The following is a 25,161-nucleotide window of genomic DNA, read 5'->3' as shown; positions in this document are numbered from 1 at the left end:
ATTTTTTTATTTTTTTGCATATTTTATGCCTTTACCCTGACAATATTATAGTACGATTTTGCGGTAAATGCATATACCAGTCCGTATATCACGCAGAATATGCCAAGCGTAATCAAAGTACACATGCCAAACAGCTTTGTTTCACCCATCGCCAGCATCCGCACCATCATCTGGATAATCCTGAAGGATACAGCAATATGAATCCCTGCTGCCACAAGCGGCAGAAAAAATACCATCAATACCTGACTGCGGATAGTCTTTTTAACCTCTGTCAGGCTCATGCCGACATTCTGCATAATTTCAAACCGTTTTTTATCCTGATACCCCTCTGAAATCTGCTTATAATAGATAATCAGCGCCGTTGCCATTAAGAACAAAATTCCGATAAACAGTCCCACAAACAGCAGCCCGCCGTATATCTGATACAGCTGTTCTGCCATCTCATAGCTGTTTTCTGCTTCTACATAGGCACTCTCTATATCGATCCGGTATAAATCTTCTGTCAGTTTCAGACTTTCCTGCTTTGAAAGATTGGTATTATACTGTACACAGTACTGCAGGTTCTGCATATTTCCTGCTTCCAGTGCCTGCTGCCACCACTTTTGCACGTCTTCTTTTCCCGGAACAACCACCAGCAGGCATTTCACTGCGCCACTGTAAGCCTGGAGTCCAAAATCCATCTCCGGTTCTGGAAGATAAGATGCAATCTGATAGTCATTCACCGCTGTACCTATCTGCATCTGTATGGATGTCTGTCCTTTTAACTCCTTATTTTGCGTATACAGTAAAACTTCTCCGTCTTTTAAGGTTTCTCCTGTATGGCAGACCGTGTTATATTCATCTAACGAAATGACTTCCATATATACGCCCTGTTTTTCATCTGCAATTACCAGTCCTTTGCCGTCTGCAAGCGTATATTTTCCATCTCCGCCGTAAGCCGTTATCATTCCCATTGAATGAACCGCCGTATAATCCTTCACCGTAACCTGATGCGCTTCGTTGATCTTCGCAATTTCTTCATCAACCGCCGCTGTATCCTCATAGTCTGATAGATTTGCGGTCACATCAATTTCTTTCGGACTTCTGGCCGCAATTGTTGTCTGAATTCCCGCATACAATGATACGGTTGTTGAAATGCTGATTAACACCATTGTTGACAATATACAGATGTTGGCAAGCCCTGCCGCATTCTGCTTCATTCTGTAAATCATGCCGGATATACTGAAAAAATGTCCCGTCCGGTAATAAAAATGCTTATTTTTGCGCATAAGCTTTAACAGTGCAATACTGCCTGCCGTAAACAGAGCATACGTACCAATCACAACCAGTATGACTGCAATAAAAAATGTATTCATCGCCGCCATCGGTGACTTTGTGGTTAATGCAAAGTAATACCCGAAACCGATACAGCAAAGTCCTATCAATGTCATCAGAATTTTTGTCTTCGGTTCTTTTTCCCCGGCTTCCGTGCCGTGCAGCAGCTCAACCGGATTCGACAGATGAATTTTACACAGGTTGTATAAAAATGTTACAAAATAGATTGCCAGAAAATAACCGCCCGTCATAAACACCGAGGTCATTTCCATTTGGAATTTCGGCACACTGCTTACCGCAATCATTTTCATCAATATCAGAAACATCAGTTTGGAAAACACCATTCCCAGAATCATGCCCGATACAAAGACCGTGATAAAAACAAAAACATTTTCAAAAAACATCATGACTGCAATATGGCGTTTTTCCATGCCGAGAATATTGTAAAGTCCGATTTCTTTTAACCGCTGTTTCATCAGAAAGCTGTTAATATAAAACAGAAATACAACGATAAATATCCTTGCAACCCACAATCCAATTGGAAGCAGTGCCAGAATATTGTCCGAATACGGCATTTTCCTGATACCATCGTTATTCATCAGCGAAACCATCATGTAATACATCATCACTGAGAAAATTCCCATTATTATATAAGGAAAGAATTCTTTTTTGTTCTTTCTGATGTTGGACACTGCCATTTTGGCGTAAAACAGACTATTCACCCTGCTCACCTCCCGTTGCAAGGACCGTGAGTGCCGCAGAAATCTTTGCGTACATTTCCTCATCACTCATATTCGCCTTGTAAATCTGATGGAACACTTCTCCGTCTTTAATAAACAGCACACGCTTTGCACGGCTTGCCGCTTTGGTTGAATGCGTTACCATTACAATGGTCTGACCGTCTTCGTTAATACTCTGAAATAAATCCAGCAGCTGGTCTGTCGAGCGGGAGTCCAGCGCTCCTGTCGGTTCATCGGCTAAGATCAGCTGCGGCTGTGTAATCAGCGCTCTTGCGACTGCGGCACGCTGCTTTTGTCCGCCGGATACTTCATACGGATACTTTTCCAGCAAATGCGTGATTTCAAGCTTCTTTGCAATCGGTTCTAATTTCTGCATCATTTGCGGGTACTGTTCTCCTGAAAGCACCAGCGGCAGAAAGATATTATCTTTTAATGAAAATGTATCTAACAGGTTAAAATCCTGAAAAACAAATCCCAGATTAGTCCTGCGAAACGCCGATAACTCCTTATTTTTAATTTCTACGGTATTTTTTCCGTTTAAAAGAATCTCTCCGGCTGTCGGACGGTCCAGTGCCGCAAGGATATTAAGCAGCGTTGTCTTTCCCGAACCGGACTCACCCATAATCGCTACGTATTCTCCGTCCTCTACACTGAAATTGACATTGCTTAATGCCTGCACCTGATTTGCACCCAGCCTTGTTGTATATACTTTTTTTACATTTCTTACTTCCAGTAATGACATATTTCCTCCATTCCAGCACCGCTGTGCTTTTGTTATCTTACAATCACAGTATATAAAAAGATGAAATGCAGTTCCATAACTTAAACTTACATTTCATCTTCCTAACCTTACACTTTTGTAAGAATTCTTTCTATTCGTGCCGGGTATGGTGCTGGCGTATCGTCAGCAGTACCTTTGTTCCGTGATACGGTTCTGATTCCACCTCAATATCAATTCCAAGCTGGTCTGCCGCCTTTTTACACAGATACAGTCCGATTCCCGATGATTTGCTTGCGCCGCGCCCATTGTAACCGGTATATCCGCGTTCCATAATACGCGGCAGGTCCTCACTTTGAATCCCAATGCCGTTATCTTCAATAACAAGCACCGTATCGGATTTTAACAGTGTTTCTTTTTCGTAGATTTTTACCGTTCCGCCCTTTTGCGTATATTTTACTGCGTTAGACAGCAGCTGTTCTAGAATAAATAACAGCCATTTTTCATCCGTTTCAATCTCACTGTGCAGATTTTCCATTACCAGGGTAATCTGACGGTGAATAAACTGTCCCGCAAAACGCTTCACTGCCTTTTTTACAACGGCTTCCACCGCAGTTGTTTCAAACCGGAAATCCGAAGACAAATCTTCCAGCCGCAGGTAATTCATCACTGCTTCAACATAAAAATCAATCTTAAACAGTTCGGATTTTAACTCTTTAATATCCTGTTCCGCCACTTCCCGCGGATTTTCTTCCATCACCTGTAACAACAGATCCACAGCCGCAATCGGTGTCTTAATCTGATGCGCCCAGATGGCATAATAATCCATCATATCGGTCTGTTTCTTCTGCATGTGTTCTGCCAGCTGCGCTTTTTCCTGTATCAGTTTTAAAACCAGCTGCTGATAATCCCGCTCAATGGCTGTATGTGCCGCATCTTCTTCCAGCGCATGCACTTCCTTTAAGTGACAGTGTCTTTGAAGATTTTCATGTTTTTTATAAAAATGCACATAATCGGCGGCACATACAATCACAAGCACTGTCAGACTGATTTTAAATGCATAAAGACCTGCCTGCAGCGGTGCTGAATATAAGTAATTAATCACTGCGGTCACGCCACAGATAAATGCAGTGAGAAAAAAATACATTTTCCGGTCTTTGATATATATTCCCAAATATTTCATTCAATCAGATACCCCGCACCTTTTTTCGTTTTAATATAATCCTGTATGCCTGTTTCCTCTAATTTCTTCCGAAGCCGCGTGACATTAACCGTCAGCGTGTTATCATCAATAAAACTTTCATCTTCCCAGAGCTTTTCCATAATCTTATCGCGGGATACGACCTTCCCCGTATTTTCCATTAAAATCTGTAAAATACGGAATTCATTTTTCGTCAGTTCCGCTTTCTTTCCTTCATAAGTAAAGGTCTGGTCATTCACATTTAAAATGCCGCCCCGGTACTCACACAAATTTCCAGGATGCTCCGAATACGAATAGGTGCGCCGCAGAACCGCCTGAATCTTTGCTGTGACGACATTTAAATCATAAGGCTTTGTAATAAAATCATCACCGCCCATATTCATCGCCATGACAATATTCATATTGTCAGACATCGAAGACAGAAAAATCACCGGCACCTGCGAGATATTCCGGATCTGTGTACACCAGTGGTATCCGTTAAAAAACGGCAGTCCGATGTCCATTAACACAATGGAGGGCTGTTCCTTTACAAAACACTCCATGACATGATTAAAATCCTGCACACAGACTGCTTCATAGCCCCATTTTTCCAAATGTACTTTTAATGTCTTTGCAATAACCTCATCATCTTCCACAATTAATATCTTATACATCTTTTAACCGTCTTCCCACTTTCCATATTTTCCATGCTTTTCATACTTTTGATTTCCGCTGCCGGTATCACCGCTTTTCTTTTTTCATCATAATCAGTTTTGATTCTGACGTCAAGCCTTCCATCGATGCGGATTGATCGTTTTTTAAATTTTTTTACATTTTTTGAATTTAAGTGTTGACAGATTTACAATTATAGTATAGAATAAATATTGCTGTTGGCGAGTTATTAAAACAGCACAACAATTAAATGTATGCGGAAGTGTCGGAATTGGCAGACGAGCTAGATTCAGGTTCTAGTGGCGGTTTTCGCCGTGAGGGTTCAAGTCCCTTCTTCCGCATTGTCTATAAGTTTCTTATAGATTGTCTTGCAGTCGTGGCGGAATTGGCATACGCGCTAGACTAAGGATCTAGTGAGCATTGCGCTCGTGCGGGTTCAAGTCCCGCCGACTGCACTACTGTTTGGGTGAGCCTGTTACTTTTATGGTAACAGGCTTTTTTATTTTTTTTGCTCCTGCCTTTGTACTCTTTTTATCCCATCATACAAGGCTGCCGCCGAAAACATCTCCTGTGCCATGAACTTTCATGAATCAAACAAAAAAGGTTCATGCAGGCATCTTCTGCCCTGCATGAACCTCATATGAAATCCTATAAAATACTCTGTACTTATAGATTAATACTCCATGAACTCCTGAATATCTCTTAAAATATCTTCTATTAAAGTACCGTCGTCATTAATCGTTAAACGAAGCGGCTTACTGATATCCAGACTGAATAACCCCACCAAAGACTTTGCATCAATACAGCTGTGTCCCGATTCAATATCAAAATCACAGGAATATTTGCTGATAATGCTTACAAATCTCTGAATTTTTTCTACTGAATCCAATAAAATAGATACCGTAATCATTGTTCTCCTCCTAAACCCACCTAATATTTTTAACTTTCTACCACATCATACTACATGGATTTGATAAAAACAACCTAAAGTACGGTTTTTCGACATTTTTCGGCAAGTCATGGTTTTTTATCTGCTTTTCACAATTTCTTTTGTGAATTTTTTACATGAATTTTACATTCTTTTCACATTTTTGTTTTTCTCAAATTACATCAGCGGCGCAATCAGACGAAGCATTTTTCCAACCAGCATTTTCCCTTTCGGATATTTATCGCAGCTCTCCTTTGTAATCTCCTGGCACTGCTTTAATGTTTCTTTAAAATCCTGCTCCACATCATGTAATACATCGTTGCTGTACATATATGCCCCACATTCAAAATGCAGATACAGACTTCTGAAATCCAGATTAATCGTTCCGACACAGCCCCGGATATCATCACTGACAAATACCTTGGCGTGTACAAAGCCCGGCGTATATTCATAAATCTTTACACCGTATTTTAACAGCTGCTTATAGTACGTCCTCGCCAGCAGATAAGCATAGATTTTATCCGGAATATGCGGCATGATAATCACCGTTTCCACACCACGCTTCGCACAGTAGCGCAGCGCCGTTATCATTTCATCATCTAGAATCAGATACGGTGTCATAATATGCACATATTTCCGCGCACGGTTTAAAATGTCGATATAGACCTGCTTTCCGATACGCTCATCGCCATATGGGTCATCCCCATATGGAATGACATAGCCACCCGCGTGCAGCTTTTTATCCTGCGTATTTTGCATATCGGTGTTCCGCATACTTTCCATATCCGTACACATGTCACCAGCCTGCGCATTTTCCCACACTGAAACCGTATATTTTTGGATTTCTTCTTCCGGGATACTGTCCTTTCCCTTTGCCACATGCCACATTTTCAAAAAGAGCAGCGTAAAGCTTTTCACTGCCTCCCCCTGAATCATAACTGCTGTATCCTTCCAGTGTCCAAAACGGTCAATTCGGTTAATGTACTCATCAGCAAGGTTTATGCCGCCCGTAAATACTGTTTTTCCGTCAATAATAAGAATTTTACGGTGGTCGCGGTTATTCTGGTAGGTAGACAGCACCGGTCGAATCTGTGAGAACGGAATACTCTGGATTCCCATTTTTTCCAAATCTTTATAATACCCATACGGAAGCAGCGCCAGACTGCACATGCCGTCATACATCATGCGGACCTCGACGCCCTGCGCCGCCTTTTCCTTTAAAATTTCCAGAATCGTATTCCACATATAGCTTTTTGCCACAATAAAATACTCCATGAAAATGAAATGCTCGGCATGTTTTAACTGTTCAATCATGTCTGCAAATTTTGCTTCACCGATTGGATAATATTTCATTTTACAGCCTGCATAGACCGGGTAATTATCCGCATGATACAGATAATCCGCAATGCCTTTTTCTCCCGCGGACTGCTCCTGTAACTCCTGCACTGTTTCTTCATTCTGCGCAAGATACGGACGGATTTCATCTTCAATCTTTGTGAGCTTCTTATGGATTCTTTTTGTTCCCGGCTGGAGGTTGATATAGATATATAATACCGTGCCAAATACCGGGATAACCAGCACCGGAATAATCCACGCTATTTTAAAGGAAGCATTATTTTCTTCATTTAAAATATGAACGACCGTCACCGCCCCCAGCAGTACAAATGCCGCATAAACGACCGTACTGTAATCTTTTAACCAGTAAAAGCTGGCAAAGAAAACAAAGAGCTGTAACAGCAGTGCCACTACGATAATTGCCGTCCGGCTGAACGCAATCCGCAGCATCAGCCGAAGTCTTCTTATTACTCTTTCTAAAAAATCTTTATTCATATCATTCTCCGTTCTGCTACATAATACCGCTAACATCAAGGCGGTTTCTTATCTGCCGTTATTTAAAACAGTATACCACAAATTGTAAAAAAGCACTACAAAACATTGCATTTAATGTTCTGTAGTGCCTGTTTCCGCACGGTACGCCTTATGTATTTATCTTATATATTCATCTTATGTATCTATCTCACAATAATACAGTATATTCTCATCTGAATCATATATTGCCAGAGAAAAATTATACGACCGGCGGTATAAAAGACCTGCTCTTTCTGTATCCTGCTGTCGATCAATAAAATAATAACAGCCGTTTTCAACCTTCGGGATTCCTGCTTTATCCGCAAAATAATACCCATAACTGCTACCGCCCCTGCTTCCGCCATACATCAGCAGTTCCAGTTCTTCTTCCAGTGGAAGCGCTTTCCACCCGTCTGTATTTTGAAGCTGCTCCGTCAGTTGCGCACCATGTACCGTATCAAACCGGATCGTTGCCGCATATTCTCCTTCACCGTGAAAGCCGCCGTGCGTGTCGGAAACTTCTGCTTTTTCTGCGGCAGGCAGGCTACAGTTTAACTGTTCACTGACATACTGTTCTGCCGGCTTTTTGCCGGTACAGCCGCTGACCGCCGTCACAATCATTAACACTCCCAAAAATGATACTGCAAACCTTTTCATGAATCTTTCCCCTCTTTTCTTCTGCAAAAATTAATATTTTTTCAACCGTACATTCAGATATACTACGCTTCTTTATTCTTTCCCATTGCTTTTTGTAGGTGATTTTTCGTTGGTTTCTGTTGGTTTTCGTTGCTTTTGTCGCTTTTTCATATAAAACATAAGCAGGCCCGACAACCACTTTGGTCGTCAAGCCTGCTTTCACAACACATTTATATACCTATAATGTCTACAGATTGTTCCGTGCTGTACACTCCCACAATCACCCTGACATCATAAGATTTTTAAATTACAGATTCGTATATCCCATTAAGTACGCATCTACTTCTCTTGCACAGTCGCGACCCTGACGGATTGCCTTTACAACAAGGGACTGTCCTGTGTGCATATCGCCTGCTGTAAATACACCTGCCACATTTGTTGCAAATTTATCTGCCGCAGTCTTTACATTGGTTCTTTCGTTTAATTCCACACCAAATGCATCTGCGATATACTTCTGTGTGCCTAAGAAACCTGCCGCAATCAGTACGAGTTCGCAAGGCAGTTCCTGTTCTGTTCCCTCTACCGGAACCATCATTCTTCTGCCGGTCTTTTCGTCCTTCTTAGACTCCAGCTTCACGGTTACAACCTTTTCAAGATTGCCTTTCTTATCTTTTTTGAACTCTTTAACAGTTGTTGTATAGATTCGAGGGTCATGTCCGAATACGGCAATCGCTTCTTCCTGACCGTAATCTGTCTTGCAGACTAACGGCCACTGTGGCCAAGGATTGCTCTCCGCTCTTGTATCCGGTGCCTTTGGCATCATTTCAAGCTGTGTAATAGATTTACAGCCGTGACGGATACACGTTCCCACACAGTCATTACCGGTATCACCGCCGCCGATAACAATAACATTTTTATTCTTTGCAGAAATGTATTTGCCGTCCTGTAAGCCTGAATCTAACAGACTTTTTGTCGTTGATGTCAGGAAATCTACCGCAAAATAGATTCCGTTTGCATCTCTGCCCGGTGCATTGATATCTCTCGGATTAGAAGCACCACAGCAAAGTACGACTGCATCGTATTCTTCCTGTAACTTCTGTGCCTTAATATTGACACCGATATTGGCATCGGTTACAAATTCAATACCTTCCGCTTTCATCACATTGATTTTTCTGTCAATGATATGTTTTTCCAGCTTCATGTTCGGAATACCGTAACGCAGTAATCCGCCGACTCTGTCTGCACGTTCATAAACCGTTACGGAATGCCCTCTTGAATTTAACTGGTCTGCAACGGCAAGTCCCGAAGGACCTGAACCGACAACTGCAATTTTCTTGCCGGTTCTTACCTTTGGCGGCTTTGGACCTGCAAGGCCGTTTGCATAAGCATGTTCGATAATCGCCATTTCATTTTCCTTTGTGCAGACTGCATCTCCGTTTAAACCACAGGTACAGGCTTTCTCACAAAGCGCCGGGCAGACACGGCTTGTAAATTCAGGGAAATTGCTGGTCTTGTGCAAGCGGTTGTATGCCTGCTCCCAGTTTCCTGTGTATACAAGATCATTCCATTCAGGAATCAGGTTGTTTAACGGACAGCCTGATGTCATGCCTTTAATTGTCATGCCTGACTGGCAGAACGGAACGCCGCAGTCCATGCAGCGTGCGCTCTGTTTTCTCTGTTCTGCCTCTGATAAAGGGGTATGAAATTCATTAAAATTTTTGATTCGTTCTTTCGGTGAAACTGCTTTCGCTTCCACGCGTTCATATTCTAAAAATCCGGTTGGCTTTCCCATAGGTATCTCCTTTCGGTCATTCACTTCGTATCATTTACTTAATTGCTGCATAGAATGCTTCAATCTGTGCCTGTTCGCTGCTTAATCCCTTTTCTTCCATCTGTACAATCTTGTTCATCATCTTCTTATAATCATGCGGAACAATTCTCTTAAACATCGGAAGGTATTCGCCGAAGTTGTCTAAGACTTCCTTGCCCTTCTTTGAATTGGTATAAGCTACGTGTTCTGTAATAATTTCTTTTAACTCAAGCACATCGTATTTATCCGTTACCGGTTCCATGGAAACAAGCTGCTTATTTACTCTCTTGTAAAGGCTTGTATCCTCATCGAGTACATAGGCGATACCACCGCTCATACCGGCTGCAAAGTTCTTACCGGTTCCGCCAAGTACTACAACACGTCCGCCTGTCATGTATTCACAACCATGGTCGCCGCAGCCTTCTACAACTGCTGTTGCACCGGAATTACGGACACAGAAACGTTCTCCCGCAACACCGTTAATAAATGCTTTACCGCTTGTTGCACCATACAGGGCAACATTACCAACAATAATATTTTCATCTTCTTTGTAAGTAGCGCCTGCCTGTGGGTAAACAATCAGCTTACCACCTGAAAGACCTTTGCCGAAGTAGTCATTGCTGTCGCCGACCAGTTCGAGTGTCAGTCCCTTTGGAATAAATGCACCGAAGCTCTGTCCACCTGCGCCGTGGCATTTTACGGTATATGTATCCTCTTCAAGTGTTTCACCAAATCTTCTTGTAATCTCTGCACCGAGCAGTGTACCGAGTGCGCGGTCTGTATTGGTTACATCGACCTCAACACTTCTCTTTTGTCCGCTCTCTAATGCAGATGCGAATTTCTTAATCAGAACCTTTTCATCAACCGTCTTTTCCAGTTCAAAGTTATATACGTTCTTCTTGTTGTACTGAATCTTTCCTGCTTCCTTAATATAAGGATTGTTAAGGATTGCTGAAAGATTGACTTCTGCGGAACGACCGCTTCCTTCAACCTGCTTCTGCTCTAAGAAATCCGTTCTTCCTACCAGTTCGTCAACTGTCTTTACGCCCAGCTTTGCCATATATTCACGCAGTTCCTGTGCAATAAATCTCATAAAGTTGACAACGTATTCCGGCTTACCTGTAAATCTCTTACGAAGTTCCGGATTCTGTGTTGCAATACCAACCGGACAGGTATCTAAGTTACAGACTCTCATCATCACACAGCCCATTGTTACAAGCGGTGCTGTTGCAAATCCAAATTCTTCCGCACCGAGCATTGCCGCAATCGCTACGTCACGGCCGCTCATCAGCTTACCGTCTGTTTCGATCACAACCTTATTACGCAGTCCGTTCATAATCAGTGTCTGGTGTGCTTCGGCAAGTCCGAGTTCCCAAGGAAGTCCGGCATTGTGGATAGAACTTCTAGGAGCTGCACCTGTACCGCCGTCATAACCGGAAATTAAGATAACCTGTGCACCGGCTTTGGCAACACCTGAAGCAATTGTACCAACACCCGCTTCTGATACGAGTTTTACGGAAATTCTTGCGTTCTTATTTGCATTTTTCAAATCGTAAATCAACTGTGCCAAATCTTCGATAGAGTAAATATCGTGATGTGGCGGCGGTGAAATTAATGATACACCCGGTGTTGAAAGTCTGGTCTTTGCAATCCAAGGATAAACCTTCTTGCCCGGCAGATGTCCGCCTTCACCCGGTTTTGCGCCCTGTGCCATCTTAATCTGGATTTCCTGTGCGCTGACTAAGTATCTTGATGTAACACCGAAACGTCCGGAAGCAACCTGCTTAATTGCCGAACATCTGTTCTTTCCGTCTGCACCGACTGTTAAACGGTCTTCGTCTTCACCGCCCTCACCGCTGTTAGACTTACCGTGTAACATATTCATTGCGATTGCCATGGTTTCATGGGCTTCCTTTGAAATAGAACCGTAGGACATCGCACCGGTCTTAAAACGCTTTACAATGGAATCTACGCTTTCTACTTCATCAATGTTAATGCCCTTTTTCGGAAACTTAATATCCATTAAGCCACGCAGATTTTTGACACCTGTATCTTTATTTACCAGTTCCGTATATTCCTTAAAGGTATTGTAATCACCCGTTCTTGTGGCAAGCTGTAATAAATGAATGGTCTGCGGATTGTATAAATGTTCTTCCTTTCCGCTTCTCATCTTATGTGCGCCTGCGCTATCAAGTGTGGTGTCCGTAGACAGTCCCAGCGGGTCAAATGCCTTTGAGTGAAGGGTTTCCACATCATTTTCAATATCCTTTAAGCTGACACCTTCAATTCTGCTGACCGTTCCCTTAAAGTACTTGTTAATCACATCTGAATCAATACCGATTGCTTCAAAAATCTTCGCGCCCTGATAAGACTGGATTGTTGAAATACCCATTTTCGCCGCAATCTTTACAATACCGTTGATGATTGCGTTATTGTAATCATCTACTGCCGCATAATAATCCTTGTCCAGCATATTTAAGTCAATCAGTTCCTGAATACTTTCCTGTGCAAGGTATGGGTTAATTGCTGATGCACCAAAGCCTAACAGTGTTGCAAAATGATGTACATCTCTTGGCTCACCGCTCTCTAAGATTACCGCCATGCTGGTTCTTTTCTTTGTCTGTACCAGATACTGCTGTAATGCAGATACGGCAAGCAGTGACGGAATCGCTACGTGGTTTTCATCAACGCCTCTGTCGGAAAGGATAATGATATTTGCACCTTCTCTGTGCGCTCTGTCAGCTTCTACATACAGGTGGTCAATCGCCTTTTCCAGCGAGGTATTCTTATAATAAATAATCGGAATGGTTTCAACCTTAAAACCGTCTACCTTCATATTTTTAATCTTTAAAATATCTGTATTGGTAAGAATCGGGTTGTTAATTCTTAACTGCTTACAGTTTTCCGGCTTTTCTTCCAGCACATTACCGTCTGAACCTAAGTAAACCGTTGTCGATGTAACGACCTTTTCACGGATAGAGTCGATTGGCGGATTGGTTACCTGTGCAAACAGCTGTTTGAAATAGTTAAACAGCGGCTGATGATTATTGGAAAGAACAGCCAGCGGTGTATCAATACCCATTGCACCGATCTGCTCTGAACCGTTTAATGCCATTGGAAGGATGGATGTCTTAAAGTCTTCGTAAGTATAGCCGAAAGCTTTCTGAAGTCTTGCACGTTCTTCCTTTGTATGTACCGGTACCTTTTTGTTCGGAATCTTTAAATCATGAAGCTGTACCAGATTGTTGTCCAGCCATTCACCGTAAGGCTGCTTGGTTGCATATTTTTCCTTTAATTCATCATCATCGATTAATTCGCCCTTTACGGTATCAACCAGAAGCATTTTACCCGGTCTTAAACGGTCTTTTAACTTAATTCTGCTTTCATCAACCGGAAGCACACCGACTTCGGAAGAAAGAATCAGATAACCATCATTTGTTACATAGTAACGAGAAGGACGAAGACCGTTTCTGTCGAGTACCGCACCCATGATATCACCGTCTGAGAACAGAATGGAAGCCGGGCCATCCCAAGGTTCCATCATCGTTGCATAATACTGATAGAAATCTTTCTTTTCCTGTGCCATCGCCTTGTTGTTGCTCCACGGTTCAGGAATGGTAATCATCACCGCAAGCGGAAGCGGCATACCGTTCATAACAAAAAATTCAAGTGTATTATCTAACATTGCGGAGTCAGAACCGTTTGTATTGACAACCGGTGTAATCTTTGACATTTCTTCTTCAAGGTAATCAGAGTACATGGTTTCTTCTCTGGCTAACATTCTATCGGCATTTCCCTTGATTGTATTGATTTCACCGTTATGTACGATAAATCTGTTTGGATGCGCTCTCTCCCAGCTTGGTGTTGTATTCGTTGAGAATCTTGAGTGAACCAGTGCAATTGCGGATTCATAGTCCTCATCTCTTAAATCGCCGAAGAACTGTCTTAACTGTCCGACTAAGAACATCCCTTTATAAACGATTGTTCTGCTGGATAAAGATACAACATATGTATTTTCACAGGTCTGTTCAAATACACGTCTTGCTACATATAACTTTCTGTCAAAATCAATTCCCTTATTTACATCTTCCGGCTTCTTTACAAATGCCTGCATGATATACGGCATACAGTCGATTGCTTTCTTACCGAGAACATTCGGATAAGTCGGGACTTCTCTCCAGCCAAGGAACTCCAGCCCTTCCTTTTCTACGATAATTTCAAACATCTTCTTGGACTGATTTCTCTTCAATTCATCCTGTGGGAAGAAAAACATACCGATACCGTATTCTCTTTCCTCTCCCAGTTCAATTCCAAGAGGCTTTACAGCCTTTTTAAAGAACTTATGTGATATCTGTAACAGAATACCAACACCATCACCGGTCTTTCCTTCTGCATCCTTACCTGCTCTGTGCTCTAAGTTTTCAACAATACTTAATGCATCAGAAACCGTCTGATGTGTCTTAATGCCCTTAATACTTACAATTGCGCCGATACCGCAGTTATCATGTTCAAACTGCTCGCTGTAAAGTCCAGGCTGTTTTGTTTGATTCTCCATAGTCTTAATCTTCCTTTCGTAAACTTATTGGGGATTTTCATCTTACGGTTACTATACGCCTATTTTTAAAATCTGTAAATATTTTTTTATTTAAAATTGTCTGATTATTTATCTTTTAAGCATTTATTTTATAATTATCTGACTATTATTGTGTTTTCCAACAATATAACCGTTATTTTGCTACATTTTCATTGATTTTTATGCTTTTAAACCCTCTGTATCACTGTCGTTTTTCACAATATATCACAGATTTTTCAAAATTGTTTCTAAATTGTGTTTCATTTCATATATTCTTTTGCTTTTATTTTAATATTTATTATTTTGAAACATAAAAAAATTAAGTCGAGGGTTTTATTTGCGCTTTTTCAAAACCCTCGACTTAATTTTATAAATCATTTTTTAATTATTTTATTGTTTTTTAAGCTAATTTCGTTTTGTGTTCATTTAATTAAGTTTTTTTGTCTTTTCCTTTCTTTTCTTAATTATGAACTCTATTGCCCGCGGTTCTACTTCCAGCCTCATTTCTTTCCACTCTCCGCCATACTCACCATCCAGTGTCCACTTGATTGCTTCTTCTGATTCAAAAGTGATTTTACTGGTCTTAAAAGAGTACAAAACATCACATTTTTCAAAGTTTTTTGAAAGAAATGCCGTCACCAGCTGCTGTACTTCCATTGGATTTTTAATTTCCTTAATCAGCGTCACTTCAAACAATCCATCCTGTAAGTCCACACCGGTTCCTGCCAGCCCGCGCATACCGCCCACGGACTCTGTATTGCTTACCATACCGTATACAAACGAATCTTCCACCTGAAGTTCATTACTGGTAACTTTTACTTTGTACGGTTTTAATGCCGCAAGGCTTTTAACACCCTCCAGTACATATGCCTGATGTCCCAGCAGATTTTTTAAATGCTGCGGTGTCGCATATGAAACCTCTGTAAATGCACCAAACGCTGCCACATAATTAAACGAGCGTTCACCGTTTGCCCTTCCGATATCACATTGAACAGGCTCTCCTGCCGCAATATGCTGCGCCGCACGCACCATGTCCTTTGGAATATTCAGGCTGGTTGCAAAATCATTGGTACTGCCGCTTGGAATATAACCAATCGGCGGTTTATCGCCCTGATATTCCAATACGGCACGTACCACTTCATTTAACGTTCCGTCACCGCCGCTGCATACCAGCACATCATATTGACCTTCACGCTTTTTCAGGTACTCATATCCGTCAAGCGGTGCCTTCGTAGGATACACAGTCACATCGTACCCCGCTTCCGAAAACACCTGTATTATCTTTAGTAATGCATTTTTAATCAGTGCCTTTCCCGAGTGAGGATTCAGCACGAATACTATTTTTTTCATACAATCCTCGTTTCTGAGCAACTTGCTGCAAAGCGGCGATGGAAAATCCGTGCAGGCGGTTTCTCATCTGCCAACATAGATGTTTGCTTTACAATTTATTATCTGTCCCACTTGTCGCACAACGCATTAATCTGGTCAGCAAATTTTGCCAGATCCTTATTTGCACCGCCTTCGTTGTGCTGAATAACTGTCATCAAACGCTTTCCTGCGGCAATCAGGCGGTCAAAGACACCCTGATTCCTCTTATTAACACTTCTTCTTTCCCTCTTCTTGCGGTTGCCCTCAGTCAGCCACTCGCCTGCAATCAGATCATAACTGGCTCCCGTATATGGCGCTTCCGCGTTAAATCCATGCTCTGTACGCAGACACTCCGTAAATTCATCGCACACGCTGTCTTCACCGTGTACAACAAATACTTTTTTCGGCTTCTTTTCAAACTGGGATACCCAGCGTATTAAGCCTTCTTTATCGGCATGACCGCTTGCACCCTGAAGCTGTACGATTTCCGCACTGATTTTAATCGGCTCACCAAACAGCTTAATCTCATCTGCACCGTCTACAATAATTCTGCCTGTTGTACCGACTGCCTGATAACCGACAAACAGTATCGTACATTCCGGCCGCCACAGGTTATGCTTTAAGTGGTGGCGGATTCGTCCCGCTTCACACATACCGGAAGCCGATAAGATTACCTTCGGCTTCGGGTCAAAATTAATCAGTTTTGATTCTTCGCCCGTTACCGCAAACTTTAACCCCGGAAATGTCAGTGGGTTGATTCCACCTTTTACCAGTGCCATCGCTTCCTCATCAAAACACATATCCACATTTTTCTGAAAAATATTGGTTGCTTCAATTGCCAGCGGACTATCCATATATACATCAAACTCACGGTCAATTAAATGATCCTGTTTAATCTTCCGGATAAAATATAATATTTCCTGTGTTCTGCCAACTGCAAAGGAAGGAATCACAACATTACCACCACGGTTAAACGTCCTTTCAAATATCCTGACAAGCTCTGTTACATAATCCGGCGTACCACCGTGGCTTCTGTTACCATAGGTAGATTCCATAACAACGTAATCCGCATCGGACGTATACTGCGGATTTTTCACAATCGGCTTGTTCATATTTCCGATATCGCCGGAAAATACCATCTTGCGGGCTTCTCCGTCTTCCTCTGCCCACACTTCAATACTGGCAGAACCTAACAGATGTCCGACATCACGGAACCGGATTTTAATACCTTCATCTAACTGGATAATATCCTCATAGGCACAGCCTACGAATTGCTTCATAACGTTAATTGCCGCTTCAATATCATACAGTGGAACAAATTCCTTTAACGTACCGTTGGAACGTTTTGCCTTACGGTTGCGCCATTCTGCCTCAAACATCTGAATGTGTGCGCTGTCTTTTAACATAATCTCGCACAGCTGCACCGTCGGCTCTGTCGTATAGACCTTTCCACGGAATCCGTTCACATACAGAAGCGGTATCAGTCCCGAATGGTCAATATGTGCATGTGTAAGCAATACATAATCTACGTCAGATGCAGGAACCGGCAGTTCCTGATTCTCATAAACATCATTGCCCTGTTCCATGCCACAATCGATAAGGATATTTTTCCCACATGCCTGTAAGAAATGACAACTGCCTGTTACTTCATGATCTGCCCCTAAAAATGTCAACCTCATAACCTTACCTCTTTTCTGCTGCTTTTGCAGCTTTTCTCGTACATAGCTTACTAATATACTATCATAATTTGGTTATTTTGACAATATTTTATCGAATCCAAGGCGTGTTTTTTCACTTTTCCCACAAAATTTAAAAATTGCAAGAAAACAGAAGACCGTATTCCTATTTTCCATAGAACTGTCATTGCCGTTACTTCTTATATTAAAATGTCATCCAGCTTCTTTTTCGGCACATGCTGTACCTGATTGTCATCACGGTAGTAATGAATGTCGCCATCTCCCGCAATATCTTCCAATACCACTTCTTCTTTTGGATATCCCAGTGCAATGCACAAATCCACCTTATAGCCCTCCGGCAGATTTAAAACAGCAGCAAGCTTTTCTTTCCGGATATTTCCGATAAAACAGCCGCCAAGCCCCTGCTCTGTCGCCGCAAGCAGAATGGTCTGACCCGCAATGCCTTCATCCCACTGCGGATTTACATCCTGCGGTGTCACCATAATAATATATGCTGATGGACGTTCCTCTGCTACCGGACCGTCCCAGTCCTTATAATAGCCTGCCCAGCCAAGACAGTCGTATACACGGCTGTTTGTTTCATCATCACACACAAGACGGTATTGAAGCGGCTGTCTGTTTGCCGCAGACGGTGTATTCCTTGCAATATCCACCAATTCCCGCAGTGTCTTTTCATCAATCTTTTTCTCACCGTAAAATCTTCTGTAAGACCGGTTCTTTAATGCTAATTCTCTAATCATATTAATCCTCATTTCCGCAGGCATTTTTCTATTAATTCATCGCTTTTTTCAGCCACCGACCGCTTAAAAATCTGCCCGAAAAGATTACGGAGCGGATAGACCAGTCTGCGAACATACCAATCCAGACTGCCATTGGTCCCATGCCAAATGCTTTTACAAGAAAGATACAAAGGGCAACCCTGCAACACCACATCGTAGTTACGGAAACTATCATTGAAAAGCGGACATCTCCTGCGGCACGCAATCCGTATGCAGGTACAAATGAAAGCACCCAGGCAACCGGTTTTACAATCGTAATTGCCGCAATCATCTGCATACACAGTGCTGCGCTTTCCGCTTCCATGCCTGCTATAAGCGTAACCGGGTGTGCCGCCGCATAAACCAGCAGACACGATATCGTCAGTCCCACTTCCGCAATGACGGTTAATTTTACCATATAGTATTTTGCTTCTTTATAATGTTTCGCTCCGATACACTGTCCGACCACGGTCATCAATCCGATTCCCGTACCAATACCGAATACGCCGTTGACATTTTCAAAGATATTTGTCATCGCCTGTGCCGCAATCGCTGTCGTACCCATGGTTGATACGGTAGACTGGATTGCCAGCTTACCAAACTGAAACATACCGTTTTCCACACCGGACGGAATACTGATTGCCAGAATCTGACAAATCAGGTTCTTTTCAGGACGGATTTTAAAATAGTGGTCTAAAACAATCATCTGATTTTTACGTCTTAACAGTACAAAAATGATAACCATGCACAACACTCTCGACAGCAGTGTCGATAATGCCGCACCGGCAACACCCATATTCATGCCGAAAATAAAAACGGCATTTCCGGCAATATTTAAAACATTCGTGCCTGCCGCCACAAACATCGGCAGCTTGGCATTGCTCTCCGCCCTGAAAAATGCCGCACCCGCATTAAACAGTGCCAGAAACGGATATGAAACCACCGTAATCAGGAAATAAATCATTGCATTTTCCATAACCTCCGGTTCAATCGCACCGAAAACCACCTGCAGTAACGGCACACGGAATATCAATCCGAATACCATAATCGCCACGGAAATGATAAAAACAGTCAACACAACCTGTCGTGCCGCACGGTTACAGCCGTTCCTGTCTTTCGCCCCGATAAATCTTGAACAGACAATGGCAGCCCCCGCCGCCATTGCCGAGAACACCTGAATAACAAGATTATTGATAGAATCCACCAGCGATACCGCCGAAATCGCCGCACTGCCTACATTGCTGACCATAACGGTATCCACCATTCCCATAAAGGAATTTAAAATCTGTTCTATAATAATCGGTAACAGCAAAGCAAATAATGCCCTGTTGTCAAACATAAGCTTGTTTTCTTTTCCATTCTCCCTCTCTGCTTCTGCTCTTAACTTCCGAAACATATTTTCTCCTCGTTTTAATCCTGTACGTAATGTGCAAAAAAGTCCTTCATTCGTGTGCAGGCTTCCGTCAGCGTATCCACATCCGGCAGATAGACAATTCTGAAATGATCCGGTGTATTCCAGTGGAAACCGCCGCCGTGCGTTACCAGAATTTTTTTCTCCTTTAAGAAATCCAGCGCAAATTTCTCATCATCTTTAATATGAAACTTTTTCATATCCATTTTCGGGAAAATGTAAAATGCCGCTTCCGGTTTTACCGCGCTCACACCCGGAATATCATTTAACGCATTGTAAATGTATTCACGCTGTTCATACACCCTGCCTCCCGGCTCTAACATTTCTTTGGTCGAATCCAGCATCTCCAGTGCCTTTGGAATAACGGACTGTGTCGGTACATTTGCACAAAGGCGCATGGATGATAACAGGTTAATGCCCTCAATATAGCCCTTTGCACGGCTCTTGTCGCCGCTGATACACATCCAGCCGCAGCGGTAGCCCGCAATCAGATGGGACTTTGAAAGTCCGTTAAAGCTGACAACACATAAATCCGGCGCCAGTGAAGCAATGGAAATGTGCTGTTTGCCATCCATCACAAGTCGGTCATAGATTTCATCGGCAAAAATCAGCAGTTCATGCTCCCTTGCCAGTTCTACAATCTGCTCTAAAATTTCCTTTGGATATAATGCACCGGTCGGATTGTTCGGATTGATAATAACAATGCCTTTTGTCTTATCCGTAATTTTTTTACGCATATCCGCGATATCCGGATACCAGTTAGACTGTTCATCGCACAGGTAATGCACCGCTTTTCCGCCCGCAAGCGTAACCGATGCCGTCCACAGCGGGTAATCCGGTGACGGAACAAGTACTTCATCGCCGTTGTCAAGCAATCCGTTCATAGACAGTGTAATCAGCTCACTGACACCGTTTCCCGTATAAATGTCATTGACACCGACATTCGGGATATTTTTCTTTTTGCAGTATTCCACAATCGCCTGTCTGGATTTTAACAAGCCCCTGGAATCCGAATAGCCTTCCGCATTTTCCAGATTACCGCGCATCATGTCTACCAGCTCCTGTGGTGCTTTAAAACCAAACGGTGCCGGGTTTCCGATATTTAATTTTAAAATTTCAACGCCCTGCTCAATCATGCGGTTGGCTTCGTCCATGACCGGACCTCTGATGTCATAACAAACGTTGTCTAATTTTGATGATTTTGCAAATGTTCTCATTTTCTTTACGCCTTTCTTTTCATCATTCATTTTCCGGTGTCTTAAAAATTAATTCGATATCTGTAAATGTCACGTCGGCATTTCTTGAAACAAACATTCCCGCATAAACGTGTTCTGCATCAATGCTGGTCAGCTGGAAGTCAAATCCGCCTGTTATGGTCTGTTCTTTGCCGAAGGTGCAGGCATATCCGTCCTGTGTGCTTTCTATCTGAAGTTCAACGACATCGCCCGGTTTGTATGCTCTGGTGCAGATTCCACCCTTCACCAGTTCACCGCTTTTTCTTGCAAAGCAGTTCCAGCACTGCGCCCCGTGTGTCAGCAAAAGCGGTGCCGCCGCTACATAATCTCCTAAAATATCCGCCGTCGTTTTATCCACATAACAATCATCACGCACCATTAATCCAAAGGATACCTGATCATTTAAAAAATAATCGTGAATTACGGCTTTTGCCCGCAGAATAAACGGTCTGTCCGCCGGAATTTTTTTATAATACATCGCTATGCCGTCCGATACTGCCGCGATCTTTCCGCAGTTATTTTTGACTGCAATATGTACTGCATTTTCACCTGCCGGTTCTAACACAAAATGCTCTTTGGATACTTCTTCAAGCACATCGCCGAATACCGTACCCGAAAAGCCTGCCGCATCTTCCCAGAAACGGCTCTTTGGTAAATCCGAGGTAAATACAACCGGGTGATATTCAGGATTGGATACTAAATATTTACTACGGTCTAAGACTTCTTTTTCATCCGTATCCAAAATGTGTTCGGAAAGCCCTGCCACCTGCTGATTCTTTACTTCATTCAGACAAAGACACGCATTGACCCTTGCACCCCATACATTGGTGTGCGTATTATCCACGCTTGCCGCTTTATCAGACGTCCACGCATGTAAATACACCGTTTCGTCTTTTCCGAGTGTTTCATAAAGTGCCTTTGTCATCTTTGTCATATCCACAACCGGAAGCCCCAGTGTTTTTCCAAGTTCCCGGACTGCCTGCGGATAATCTCCGCCCGGATACGTGCCAAAATCCTGTGTCACATGCAGATCCTGCGCATTCCATTCACCGGTTTTTGTTCTTCTGACAATCGGTGTGCATAAAATCACCTGACAGCCGGCTTTCTGTGCCGGTACAATATAATTATCATATAAAGATGCCGCAAATGAACCTGCCGTTTTATAGTCCCCCCGTGCTGAGGTGAAACGGGCTTCTTCCGTCTTTTCATCATTGTGTCCGAAGCCAATCAGCAAAAAGTCGCCTTTCTGCATACCGCCCGTCAATTCTTTATACTGTGGCTCTGTCGTATAGCTTTTACTGCTCCGCCCCGACAGTGCAATATTTTTCACTTCAACCGCATCATCTAAATACGCCGCCAGCTTTGTTCCGTATCCGTACCTCGGATAGTAATATTTATCGTTAAAACTGCTTAATGTTGAATCTCCGATAACCCATAAAACTTTTTTTCTTTCTTTCATGCTGTTCTCCAATTCCGCAGGCATTTCTGCTAATATGATTCATATATTCTACCACCGACATATCACACATTTCAATAGTCAATTGACCCGACTTTTGTGTATAATTCATTTTGTTTTTACATAGATTTATAAAAATATAACTGACCTGCCTGCCAAAGGAGATTTATGTGCGGAATAGCCGGATTTTTCGATGCTGACGCATCTTTTTTATCAAATGAAGAACAATATCAGATACTGCTTGCAAAAATGGGAAGGACTTTAAAACACCGCGGACCGGATGCCTCCGGCACACTGCTCTGCAACCGGTGCGGACTGGCACACCGCCGCCTTTCAATTATTGATATTACGGGCGGCGCACAGCCGATGTCAAAAATTTATTCGGACTACCACTATCACATTGTATACAATGGTGAAATTTATAATACAGATGATTTACGTCACAAACTCACCACCCTCGGGGTTCATTTTAAAACCACTTCAGACACGGAGGTTTTACTGCTGGGTTTCATTCACTTTGGACCGTCTTTTATTCAGGACGTGGATGGCATTTTTGCACTTGCCGTTTATGATGAACGCCACGAAACGCTGACACTATTTCGCGACTGCTTCGGTGTAAAGCCGCTTTTTTACACACAGACCGGAAACACTTTCGTTTTTGCTTCCGAATTAAAGGGACTTTTTTGCTATCCCGGCATTGCACCCGCTGTTGACAGTAACGGACTGAATGAAATTTTTTCCTTAGGTCCTGCCCACACGCCCGGCTGTGGTGTCTATAAAAATGTGCATGAGGTTCTGCCGGGTTCTTATTTAAGTGTTTCACGTGCCGGTGTCCGAGAAACGACCTATTTCCGGCTGGAATCCCACCCACATGAAGATTCCTACGAAACAACCATTGCAACTGTCCGTGAACTGCTCACCGGTGCAATCCGCCGCCAGATGATTTCCGATGTTCCTATCTGCACTTTCCTTTCCGGAGGAATTGATTCCAGTCTGGTATCTTCCGTATGCGCAGGGGAGTTAAAAAAAGAAGGAAGACAGTTAAAGACCTTTTCCTTTGACTTTACGGACAATGAGAACTATTTTCAATCAAACAGTTTCCAGCCTTCCATGGATAAACCGTATGCCGCAAAAATGGCTTCTTATTTAAACAGTCATCATACTTATCTGGAATGTACCAACCAGACACAGGCGGATTATCTTCTGCGTTCCGTAAAAGCGCACGACCTGCCGTGCATGGCAGACATTGATTCCTCGCTTCTTTATTTCTGCGAGCAGGTAAGCCACACGCACAAGGTTGTACTGACCGGTGAATGTGCCGATGAGGTATTCGGCGGCTATCCGTGGTTTCACCGGGAATCCATGTTAGACTGTGGCACTTTCCCATGGACACCGACCCTCGCCCCGCGGAAATCACTTTTAAATGCGGATTTTGCAAATACCCTGCGTATGGAAGACTATGTAAAAAATGCCTATGACCGCGCTGTCAGTGAAGTCGATATTCTCCCTATGGAAAATGAAACAGAAACGAGCCGCCGCCGTATCGGCTACTTAAGTATCAGATTTTTTATGCAGACACTGTTAAACCGCATGGACAGAACCAGCATGAACACGGGACTGGAAGCGCGTGTGCCGTTTGCCGACAAAAAGCTTGTTTCCTACGTTTTTAACATCCCGTGGGAAATGAAAGCAAAAGGCGGACTGGTTAAAAATATTCTGCGCCAGTCTGCCGTGGGACTGCTGCCGGATGAAATTTTGTTCCGCAAAAAAAGTCCGTATCCCAAAACCTACAATCCGTACTATGAGAATCTGCTGTCTGCCCGCTTAAAAGAAGTACTATCCGATGAAAGCAGTCCGCTCCTGCCGCTCCTTGACCGCACCGCCGTACAGAAGTTTTTAGACAATCCGAAAGACTACGGTCAGCCGTGGTACGGACAACTGATGGCCGGTCCGCAGATGACTGCCTATCTGTTGCAGATTCACTACTGGCTGACAGAGTACCATGTAACGATTTTATAGAATGATTTTATAAAGAAAATTAATTTTGACACAGTGAAATGTACCTGTTAAATATCTGTTAAACGGTTTAAAAATGTTTAAATGTCCCGGTCAAAGTGTTAAACGCACGTTTTTTAGAGAGCGCACGCTGACACTTTGACCGGGACATTTTTTATTCTTTGCAACCCTTTTGGGGTTAATTTTCCTGTTTATTTCCCTGTCAAAACGGCGAAGCGATGACCGGCTGTATCTGCTTTCCCTGCAAAGCCGCTTCAATTGTATCCGGTATCTTTTCCACATGTGCTATCATGGAATGGTGCTTCTTTTCATAGTTATCCTGTCCAAACGGCACAAAATAAATATTTTTAATATTCATCAGCGTGCCGATATTTTTAAAATTCATGCCGAGCGCATCGTTGGTGGAAATTGAAATCACCAGTGGCTTTTCATTGCGCAGATGTGCTTTTGCCGCCATTAACACGGGCGTATCGGTAATGCCCGCTGCGAGCTTGGCTATCGTATTTCCGGTGCAAGGTGCAATCACCAGCGCATCCAGACTGCTTTTCGGCCCAATCGGTTCTGCTTTTGCAATGGTATCAATGACCTGCTCTCCTGTAATCTCACAGATTTTTTTGCGGAAATCTTCTGCTTTGCCAAACCGTGTATCCATATGTTGTACATTTTCGGAAAAAATAGGAATTACTCTCATTCCCGATGCTGTCAGTGTTTTGATGACACCTGTCATTTTATCAAAGGTGCAAAACGAGCCTGTTATGGCTATACCGATGGTCTTCTTTTCCATGCCGATTCTGCCTTTCT

General features: G+C 42.9%; 17 protein-coding genes and 2 tRNA genes. 3 read left to right on the top strand and 16 right to left on the bottom strand.

The features are described 5' to 3' along the window. Nucleotides 1–23: 23 nt before the first annotated feature. The 4 genes from LI288_RS04195 to LI288_RS04180 all read right to left on the bottom strand — a co-directional run bounded on the left by LI288_RS04195 (nucleotide 24) and on the right by LI288_RS04180 (nucleotide 4,626). The gene (locus LI288_RS04195; protein ID WP_227089534.1) at nucleotides 24–2,036 is read right to left on the bottom strand and encodes an FtsX-like permease family protein; all 2,013 of its coding nucleotides are present in this window, start codon (nucleotides 2,034–2,036) and stop codon (nucleotides 24–26) included. Then, a complete protein-coding gene (locus LI288_RS04190) occupies nucleotides 2,029–2,796 on the bottom strand; it encodes an ABC transporter ATP-binding protein (RefSeq protein WP_227089533.1) in 768 nt (255 codons plus the stop codon). The genes LI288_RS04195 and LI288_RS04190 overlap by 8 nt, the downstream gene beginning before the upstream one ends. A 130-nt stretch (nucleotides 2,797–2,926) precedes the next feature. Next, nucleotides 2,927–3,877 carry a sensor histidine kinase gene (locus LI288_RS14390; RefSeq protein ID WP_227089532.1) on the bottom strand — a complete coding sequence of 317 codons (951 nt, stop codon included), beginning with the start codon at nucleotides 3,875–3,877 and terminating at the stop codon, nucleotides 2,927–2,929. Nucleotides 3,878–3,951: 74 nt separating this feature from the next. After that, entirely contained in the window at nucleotides 3,952–4,626 is a 675-nt protein-coding gene (locus tag LI288_RS04180) for a response regulator transcription factor (RefSeq protein ID WP_022432812.1), read from the bottom strand. A gap of 254 nt (nucleotides 4,627–4,880) precedes the next feature. Between LI288_RS04180 and LI288_RS04175 the strand changes: the two genes are divergently transcribed. Next, nucleotides 4,881–4,965 (top strand) — tRNA-Leu (locus LI288_RS04175). 29 nt (nucleotides 4,966–4,994) lie between these two features. After that, nucleotides 4,995–5,079 (top strand) — tRNA-Leu (locus LI288_RS04170). A gap of 218 nt (nucleotides 5,080–5,297) precedes the next feature. On the opposite strand, the gene LI288_RS04165 is transcribed toward LI288_RS04170, so the two are convergent. From LI288_RS04165 to LI288_RS04115, 11 genes are all read right to left on the bottom strand, one after another. After that, nucleotides 5,298–5,534: an HPr family phosphocarrier protein gene (locus tag LI288_RS04165; RefSeq protein ID WP_022432813.1), complete on the bottom strand. Its 237-nt coding sequence runs from the start codon at nucleotides 5,532–5,534 to the stop codon at nucleotides 5,298–5,300. Between the two features lie 195 nt (nucleotides 5,535–5,729). Continuing rightward, nucleotides 5,730–7,355, bottom strand: a complete 1,626-nt coding sequence (locus tag LI288_RS04160) for a phospholipase D-like domain-containing protein (protein WP_227089790.1) — start codon at nucleotides 7,353–7,355, stop codon at nucleotides 5,730–5,732. A 201-nt stretch (nucleotides 7,356–7,556) separates the two neighbouring features. Then, nucleotides 7,557–8,057, bottom strand: a complete 501-nt coding sequence (locus LI288_RS04155; protein ID WP_227089531.1) for a hypothetical protein — start codon at nucleotides 8,055–8,057, stop codon at nucleotides 7,557–7,559. A 286-nt stretch (nucleotides 8,058–8,343) separates the two neighbouring features. After that, the gene (locus LI288_RS04150; RefSeq protein WP_022432816.1) at nucleotides 8,344–9,828 is read right to left on the bottom strand and encodes a glutamate synthase subunit beta; all 1,485 of its coding nucleotides are present in this window, start codon (nucleotides 9,826–9,828) and stop codon (nucleotides 8,344–8,346) included. Nucleotides 9,829–9,862: 34 nt separating this feature from the next. Next, on the bottom strand, nucleotides 9,863–14,401 hold the full coding sequence (gene gltB / locus LI288_RS04145; protein WP_227089530.1) for a glutamate synthase large subunit: 4,539 nt from the start codon (nucleotides 14,399–14,401) through the stop codon (nucleotides 9,863–9,865). Between the two features lie 444 nt (nucleotides 14,402–14,845). Then, nucleotides 14,846–15,769 carry a diacylglycerol/lipid kinase family protein gene (locus LI288_RS04140; RefSeq protein ID WP_022432818.1) on the bottom strand — a complete coding sequence of 308 codons (924 nt, stop codon included), beginning with the start codon at nucleotides 15,767–15,769 and terminating at the stop codon, nucleotides 14,846–14,848. A gap of 98 nt (nucleotides 15,770–15,867) precedes the next feature. Next, entirely contained in the window at nucleotides 15,868–17,466 is a 1,599-nt protein-coding gene (locus tag LI288_RS04135; protein WP_022432819.1) for an MBL fold metallo-hydrolase RNA specificity domain-containing protein, read from the bottom strand. A 197-nt stretch (nucleotides 17,467–17,663) separates the two neighbouring features. Beyond that, complete coding sequence (locus LI288_RS04130; protein ID WP_022432820.1) at nucleotides 17,664–18,224, bottom strand: nitroreductase family protein; 561 nt, start codon at nucleotides 18,222–18,224, stop codon at nucleotides 17,664–17,666. Between the two features lie 31 nt (nucleotides 18,225–18,255). Continuing rightward, nucleotides 18,256–19,638, bottom strand: coding sequence for an MATE family efflux transporter (locus LI288_RS04125; RefSeq protein WP_022432821.1), 1,383 nt, complete (start codon nucleotides 19,636–19,638; stop codon nucleotides 18,256–18,258). A gap of 14 nt (nucleotides 19,639–19,652) precedes the next feature. After that, a complete protein-coding gene (locus LI288_RS04120) occupies nucleotides 19,653–20,870 on the bottom strand; it encodes an aminotransferase class I/II-fold pyridoxal phosphate-dependent enzyme (protein WP_022432822.1) in 1,218 nt (405 codons plus the stop codon). Nucleotides 20,871–20,892: 22 nt separating this feature from the next. Continuing rightward, nucleotides 20,893–22,347, bottom strand: coding sequence for a GDSL-type esterase/lipase family protein (locus LI288_RS04115; protein WP_227089529.1), 1,455 nt, complete (start codon nucleotides 22,345–22,347; stop codon nucleotides 20,893–20,895). Nucleotides 22,348–22,512: 165 nt separating this feature from the next. On the opposite strand from LI288_RS04115, the gene asnB reads away from it, so the two are divergent. Beyond that, nucleotides 22,513–24,363: an asparagine synthase (glutamine-hydrolyzing) gene (gene asnB, locus LI288_RS04110; protein ID WP_227089528.1), complete on the top strand. Its 1,851-nt coding sequence runs from the start codon at nucleotides 22,513–22,515 to the stop codon at nucleotides 24,361–24,363. 199 nt (nucleotides 24,364–24,562) lie between these two features. On the opposite strand, the gene LI288_RS04105 is transcribed toward asnB, so the two are convergent. Continuing rightward, nucleotides 24,563–25,150: a dipicolinate synthase subunit B gene (locus LI288_RS04105; protein ID WP_227089789.1), complete on the bottom strand. Its 588-nt coding sequence runs from the start codon at nucleotides 25,148–25,150 to the stop codon at nucleotides 24,563–24,565. Between the last annotated feature and the right edge of the window lie 11 nt (nucleotides 25,151–25,161).

Origin of the sequence: Lachnospira pectinoschiza (genome assembly GCF_020564355.1) — a bacterium.
In the GTDB taxonomy this organism is placed as follows: domain Bacteria; phylum Bacillota; class Clostridia; order Lachnospirales; family Lachnospiraceae; genus Lachnospira; species Lachnospira intestinalis.
The sequence above is the reverse complement of the archived record's forward strand: the minus strand, read 5'-3'. Positions and strand labels throughout refer to the sequence as shown.

Coding starts and splice junctions, on each gene's coding strand:
- LI288_RS04190 (WP_227089533.1), bottom strand. CDS start 2,796: ATGTCATTACTGGAAGTAAGAAATGTAAAAAAAGTATATACAACAAGG.
- LI288_RS04180 (WP_022432812.1), bottom strand. CDS start 4,626: ATGTATAAGATATTAATTGTGGAAGATGATGAGGTTATTGCAAAGACA.
- LI288_RS04165 (WP_022432813.1), bottom strand. CDS start 5,534: ATGATTACGGTATCTATTTTATTGGATTCAGTAGAAAAAATTCAGAGA.
- LI288_RS04155 (WP_227089531.1), bottom strand. CDS start 8,057: ATGAAAAGGTTTGCAGTATCATTTTTGGGAGTGTTAATGATTGTGACG.
- LI288_RS04150 (WP_022432816.1), bottom strand. CDS start 9,828: ATGGGAAAGCCAACCGGATTTTTAGAATATGAACGCGTGGAAGCGAAA.
- gltB (WP_227089530.1), bottom strand. CDS start 14,401: ATGGAGAATCAAACAAAACAGCCTGGACTTTACAGCGAGCAGTTTGAA.
- LI288_RS04140 (WP_022432818.1), bottom strand. CDS start 15,769: ATGAAAAAAATAGTATTCGTGCTGAATCCTCACTCGGGAAAGGCACTG.
- LI288_RS04135 (WP_022432819.1), bottom strand. CDS start 17,466: ATGAGGTTGACATTTTTAGGGGCAGATCATGAAGTAACAGGCAGTTGT.
- LI288_RS04130 (WP_022432820.1), bottom strand. CDS start 18,224: ATGATTAGAGAATTAGCATTAAAGAACCGGTCTTACAGAAGATTTTAC.
- LI288_RS04125 (WP_022432821.1), bottom strand. CDS start 19,638: ATGTTTCGGAAGTTAAGAGCAGAAGCAGAGAGGGAGAATGGAAAAGAA.
- LI288_RS04120 (WP_022432822.1), bottom strand. CDS start 20,870: ATGAGAACATTTGCAAAATCATCAAAATTAGACAACGTTTGTTATGAC.
- LI288_RS04115 (WP_227089529.1), bottom strand. CDS start 22,347: ATGAAAGAAAGAAAAAAAGTTTTATGGGTTATCGGAGATTCAACATTA.
- asnB (WP_227089528.1), top strand. CDS start 22,513: ATGTGCGGAATAGCCGGATTTTTCGATGCTGACGCATCTTTTTTATCA.